The sequence below is a fragment of the Segeticoccus sp. genome, assembly GCF_035708005.1.
This window is the reverse complement of record NZ_DASSTI010000151.1, coordinates 1-4,047: the sequence shown is the minus strand read 5'-3', so window position 1 is coordinate 4,047 and position 4,047 is coordinate 1. Positions and strand designations below refer to the sequence as shown.

General features: G+C 70.6%; 5 protein-coding genes. All 5 read left to right on the top strand.

The annotated features are described in order from the left end of the window. The coding region (locus VFL99_RS14940) for a response regulator transcription factor (RefSeq protein WP_325107148.1) at positions 1-220 on the top strand (220 nt) is incomplete at its 5' end. 19 nt (positions 221-239) lie between these two features. Then, positions 240-1,358: an LLM class flavin-dependent oxidoreductase gene (locus VFL99_RS14935; protein ID WP_325107149.1), complete on the top strand. Its 1,119-nt coding sequence runs from the start codon at positions 240-242 to the stop codon at positions 1,356-1,358. Next, positions 1,355-1,984, top strand: coding sequence for a CE1759 family FMN reductase (locus VFL99_RS14930; RefSeq protein ID WP_325107147.1), 630 nt, complete (start codon positions 1,355-1,357; stop codon positions 1,982-1,984). The genes VFL99_RS14935 and VFL99_RS14930 overlap by 4 nt, the downstream gene beginning before the upstream one ends. A 6-nt stretch (positions 1,985-1,990) precedes the next feature. Next, positions 1,991-3,556 (top strand): cation:proton antiporter, encoded by a 1,566-nt coding sequence (locus VFL99_RS14925; protein WP_325107146.1) that lies wholly within the window; start codon positions 1,991-1,993, stop codon positions 3,554-3,556. Positions 3,557-3,584: 28 nt separating this feature from the next. Next, entirely contained in the window at positions 3,585-3,995 is a 411-nt protein-coding gene (locus VFL99_RS14920; protein ID WP_325107145.1) for a hypothetical protein, read from the top strand. Positions 3,996-4,047: the final 52 nt, after the last annotated feature.

Here is a 4,047-nt window from a genome sequence, read left to right as displayed (position 1 = left end):
AGCGTCGGCAGAGCCGTTCCCCGAGCTGACCGCTCGGGAACGCGAGGTGCTGCACCTCATCGCCGCCGGCCGCCCGAACCGGGTGATCGCGCGCGAGCTGTTCATCAGCCCCAAGACGGTCAGCAACCACATCTCGGCGATCTTCGCCAAGCTGCACCTCGCCGACCGGTCGGAGGCGATCGTCCGCGCACGTCAGGCCGGGATGGGCGGTGGCGCGTAGCCTGTGCGACGTGGCTGGGATGCAGTTCGGGATCTTCACCGTCGGCGACGTCACCCCGGACCCGACCGCAGGAACGACGCCGTCCGAGCACGAGCGGATCCGCAACACCGTGGCCATCGCGAAGAAGGCCGAAGAAGTGGGCCTCGACGTCTTCGCCACGGGCGAGCACCACAACCCTCCCTTCGTGCCCTCCTCGCCCACCACGCTGCTCGGCTACATCGCCGCCCAGACCGAGCGCCTGATCCTGTCCACCTCCACGACATTGATCACGACCAGCGACCCGGTCAAGATCGCCGAGGACTTCAGCGTGCTGCAGCACCTGTCCGAGGGGCGCACCGACGTGATGCTCGGCCGCGGCAACACCGGGCCGGTGTACCCGTGGTTCGGTCAGGACATCCGGATGGCGGTGCCGCTGACCGTCGAGCACTACGACCTGCTGCGCCGGCTGTGGCGCGAGGACGTCGTGAACTGGTCCGGCAAGTTCCGGACCCCGCTGCAGGGGTTCACGCTGGCACCCCAGCCGCTGGACGGCATACCGCCGTTCGTGTGGCACGGCTCCATCCGAACCCCGGAGATCGCCGAGCTTGCGGCGTACTACGGGGACGGCTTCTTCGCCAACCACATCTTCTGGCCGGCCTCGCACACCGAGCGGCTGGTCGCGCTGTATCGACAGCGGTTCGAGCACTACGGACACGGGTCGGCTCGGCAGGCCATCGTCGGACTCGGTGGCCAGGTGTTCATGCGCCGCAACAGCCAGGACGCGGTGCGTGAGTTCCGTCCCTACTTCGACAACGCGCCGGTCTACGGGCACGGCCCCTCGCTCGAGGAGTTCACCGCGCAGACCCCGCTCACGGTCGGCTCCCCCCAGCAGGTCATCGAGCGGACGCTCGGCTTCCGCGACTACGTCGGCGACTACCAGCGTCAGCTGTTCCTCCTCGACCACGCCGGGCTACCGCTGAAGACGGTGCTCGAGCAGCTCGACCTACTCGGCGAGGAGGTGGTCCCCGTGCTGCGCAAGGAGTTCGAGGTCGGCCGACCCGACGACGTCCCGGACGCGCCGACCCACGAGTCGCTGCGTGCGGCAGCACGAGCCGACAGCGACACCGACACGGACACGGACACGGAGGAGCCGCGATGACCAAGCTGGCAGTGGTGAGTGGCGGCCTGCGGGAGCCGTCGTCGACCCGGCTGCTCGCTGACCGCATCCTCGCGGCGGTCACCGCGCAGCTGACCGACTCCGGGGCGTCGGTGAGCTCGTCGGTGGTCGAGCTGCGCACGCTGGGCCGACCGATCATGGACGCGATGCTGACGGGTTTCCCCACCGGTGAGCTGGAGTCGGCGTTCGAGACGCTTGCCGAGGCCGACGGACTGATTGCGGTGACGCCGGCGTTCAACGCCTCGTTCAGCGGCCTGTTCAAGTCCTTCTTCGACGTGCTGCCTGAGGAGACGCTGTCGGACCTGCCGGTCCTCATCGCCGCCACCGGCGGGACCGAGCGGCATTCGCTGGTCCTCGAGCACGCCTTGCGTCCGATGTTCTCCTATCTGCACGCCGTCGTCTCACCCACCGGCGTGTATGCCGCCACGGACGACTTCGGTGCCTCGCAGGGTGACGCGCTCGGCGAGCGGATCGCCAAGGCCGCTGCCGACTACGCGCGGTTGTTGCTCTCCTGCGGGGCGCATGCCCGGCGCGACGTGTTCGCCGAAGAGCTCGGCGCGATGGAACGGCTGCTCACCGGGCGAGACGGGAACGCCAGCGATCGGTGAGCTGCGGTGACGGTGCTGCTCACCGCCGCGATCCTCATCGCCGGTGTCGTCTCCCTCACCCCGCTGTCCGACCGGGTCGGTGTGCCACAACCGATCCTGCTCAGCGTGTTCGGCCTGCTGCTGGCGCTCGTGCCGGGCGTGCCCAACCTCGACATCGCACCGCAGCTCATCCTGCCGGTGGTCCTGCCACCGCTGCTGTTCGCCGCAACCCAGCGCACGACGGTGCGGGAGTTCCGTGAGAACGCGCGCCCCGTGGTGCTGCTCGCCGTCGGCCTCACCGCGGCCACCGCCTTCGTCGTCGCCGCTGTCGCCCATGCGATGGGCTTGGCGTGGGGACCGTCCTGGGTGCTGGGAGCCATCGTCTCCCCACCCGATCCCGTTGCCGCCACAGCAGTCTCGCGTCGATTGCGTCTGCCGCACCGGCTCGTGACGGTCCTCGAGGGCGAGGGGATGTTCAACGACGCGACGGCGCTGGTGATCTATCAGGTTGCGGTGGGCGCTGTGGTCACCGCCCACCTGTCCGCGGGGCACGTGGTCGTCGAGCTGGTACTCGCGGTGGGTGTGGGCATCGGCCTCGGCATCGCCGTCGGATGGGTGACCAAGCTGATCCTGGCGGCCCTGCACGACGGTCCCTCGGAAACGACGGTGACCGCGGTGATGCCGTTCGCGGTCTACCTGCTCGCCGAGCAGCTGCACGGCTCAGGCGTCCTGGCGGTGCTGGCGCTCGGGCTCTACCTCCGCAGCTTCGCGCACCGGGCCACCACGGCCGGCGGCTACCTGCTGGGGCGGTCGGTCTGGCGATTCGCGGACTTCGTGATCACCAGCCTGGTCTTCGCCCTCATCGGCTTCGAGCTGACCGGACTGCTGGGGCGCAGCTCCCTCACCCGCCCTGCCCTGCTGACCGCGGCCGCCGTGATCGGTGCCGTGGTGGTGTTCCGTGGTGTCTGGCTCTATCCCGCCGCCTGGTTCGCGCGCTGGCACCGCCGGCGCCAGGAGAGCCAGGCTCCCTACGGCTGGCGGGAGACCACGGTCGTCGCCTGGGCGGGCATGCGCGGGGTGGTGTCCGTGGCCACGACGCTGGCGCTGCCGATGGCCGTCGCCGGCGGCAGCGGCTTCCCGGGCCGGGCCGTCATCACCTTGACCGCACTCTGCTGCGTGCTGGTCACCCTGCTGGGGCAGGGCCTCACCCTCGCCCCCATCGTGTCGTTCCTGCGCGTCGGCGCGGACTATGACGTCCCGGGCGAGGTGGCCCGCCTCCGCCGCGAAGCCACCAGCGCCGCGCTGGAGGCGCTGCGCACCAGCAGCGACGACGAACTCCCCGCCTCGGTGCGCGCGGCTGCCGTGCAGCAGTACGAGGGCTACCTCGGCGCCCAGTCCGCCCTCGAGTTCGCGGTGTCGCCCGCCGAGGACGCCGAGGAACCGGTCGAGGCCCTGCGCCGCGCGCTGAGTCTCGCCGCGGACATCGAGCGGGACGTGATCCTCACTGCCCGCCGCAACGGCAGGGTCAGCGTGGCCGCGGCCGACCAGGTCCTCGACGACATCGAGGCCCGCGCCAGCCGCGGCATCGCCTGACCGCCCGCTCCGGGGCTAGCGTTGTCGGATGCAGCGGGAGAGAGCCGCCCTCAGGCTGGGCTGGGCCTGCTTGCTGGTGGTCAGCATCGGCGTCCTCGGGTTCGGCATCGTCGCGGCCGCGTTCGGCGCGGACCTCCTCTATCGCGCGGATGGCGTGGCCTTGACGGGGATGGGCCTCTTCGGCGGCCTGCTGGTGCTGGTTCCCTTTCGCCGGGGCGAGAAGTGGGCCTGGTGGGTGCTCTGGTTCTACCCGGTCTTCTGGCTCGCCCACCTGATCGGGCAGCTCCCGCCCGGCAAGGACCACATCCACCAGATCGTGTTCCTCGTGCTGTCGCTCGTGGGGCTCCTCGTGCCCAGCCGGGAGTTCTTCCAGGACCGCCCTCTGCCAGCAGGCTCGCCGACGGCTGCCGGTAGCGGCGGAGGAGGCGCAGTCCGCTGAGCCCGACGAGGAGTGCGGCGTGCACCGAAAACCGAGTGCAGTCCGCTGGCGC

Coding starts and splice junctions, on each gene's coding strand:
- VFL99_RS14935 (WP_325107149.1), top strand. CDS start 240: ATGCAGTTCGGGATCTTCACCGTCGGCGACGTCACCCCGGACCCGACC.
- VFL99_RS14920 (WP_325107145.1), top strand. CDS start 3,585: ATGCAGCGGGAGAGAGCCGCCCTCAGGCTGGGCTGGGCCTGCTTGCTG.
- VFL99_RS14930 (WP_325107147.1), top strand. CDS start 1,355: ATGACCAAGCTGGCAGTGGTGAGTGGCGGCCTGCGGGAGCCGTCGTCG.